The organism is Methylobacterium sp. C33D, from assembly GCF_053345825.1.
Genome location: NZ_JBKFAV010000118.1, coordinates 1 through 716 on the forward strand (window position 1 = coordinate 1; position 716 = coordinate 716).

General features: G+C 66.8%; 2 protein-coding genes. Both read left to right on the plus strand.

All coding sequences use genetic code 11. The features are described 5' to 3' along the window. Window positions 1–128 precede the first annotated feature (128 nt). Complete coding sequence (locus ACLBXO_RS31630) at window positions 129–344, plus strand: hypothetical protein (RefSeq protein WP_447687902.1); 216 nt, start codon at window positions 129–131, stop codon at window positions 342–344. Window positions 345–377: 33 nt separating this feature from the next. Next, on the plus strand, window positions 378–569 hold the full coding sequence (locus tag ACLBXO_RS31635) for a hypothetical protein (RefSeq protein WP_447687903.1): 192 nt from the start codon (window positions 378–380) through the stop codon (window positions 567–569). Window positions 570–716 lie beyond the last annotated feature (147 nt).

A 716-nucleotide genomic window follows, 5' to 3' on the forward strand; every position in this document is an offset into this window, starting at 1 on the left:
CCGGCCGCGACGGCATGGACCACGCGCTGACGCAGATCGACGGACAGGGCTGAGGACATCGGCGCTCTCCTTCGCCGACCAACCCATCACCTCGCCAGCCGTTTCATCACGCTCGGATGGCGCTCTAAATGGACCCAGCCGACCGGCCCGAGCTGGATGAGCCACCCAAAAAGGGGCACGCCGATATCGAGGTCCTGGCGCAGCTGCGCGAGCGCTTCCCGAGGCCTGACGCCCGCTTCGTGTTCGGCGACGAGGTCCCGAGCTATCTGAGCTGGGAGACGCCGGTCGGCGGCCGCGGCAGCTGCGGGATCGGCTCCATGGGCATGATCCTGAACGGCCCATGAGTCGACTGGGCCGGCGAGACTTACCTCGGCTGGATGCCGGATCCGGCGCAGGCGGCGCGAGACATCCTCGCCCAGTATCCAGATGCGCACGTGGTCGGCCCGGCTGCCGACTGGACGATGCCGGAGGGACTGATCCGGATCACCACGGCCGAGTACGAGCTGGTTCTGGCACAGCACAGGGCATTCGAGGAACGGGCCGCCGCGAACAGCGGAGAGGCAGCATGACCAGGGCCTATCACCAGGCCTGATCCTCCCTCGGCATCGCGGACACCTCTGATACGCTCATGCTGAGCGGGGAATGTGTCGGATGGCGAAGACGAGACGAGAGTTCACGCCCGAGTTTAAACGCGAAGCGGTCGCCCTGCTGGAGAG